Annotated in this window: 1 rRNA gene; it reads right to left on the reverse strand. The window is 51.6% G+C overall.

The features are described from left to right. Positions 1-92: 92 nt before the first annotated feature. Positions 93-208: ribosomal RNA gene (rrf, locus tag SB765_RS28735) — 5S ribosomal RNA — on the reverse strand. Positions 209-316: the final 108 nt, after the last annotated feature.

Raw genomic sequence — 316 nt, forward strand, 5'->3', positions numbered from 1 at the left:
GTCCCTGTAGATCATATTTTCAGCTTAACATGGCAAAGTGCAGACGTAAAAAAGCCCCGCACTTTCGTGCGGGGCTTCTTCACTTATTTGATGCCTGGCAGTTCCCTACTCTCGCATGGGGAGACCCCACACTACCATCGGCGCTACGGCGTTTCACTTCTGAGTTCGGCATGGGGTCAGGTGGGACCACCGCGCTACGGCCGCCAGGCAAATTCTGTTTTATCAGACCGCTTCTGCGTTCTGATTTAATCTGTATCAGGCTGAAAATCTTCTCTCATCCGCCAAAACAGCTTCGGCGTTGTAAGGTTAAGCCTCA

The organism is Pseudomonas sp. SIMBA_067 (assembly GCF_046534675.1).
In the GTDB taxonomy this organism is placed as follows: domain Bacteria; phylum Pseudomonadota; class Gammaproteobacteria; order Pseudomonadales; family Pseudomonadaceae; genus Aquipseudomonas; species Aquipseudomonas putida.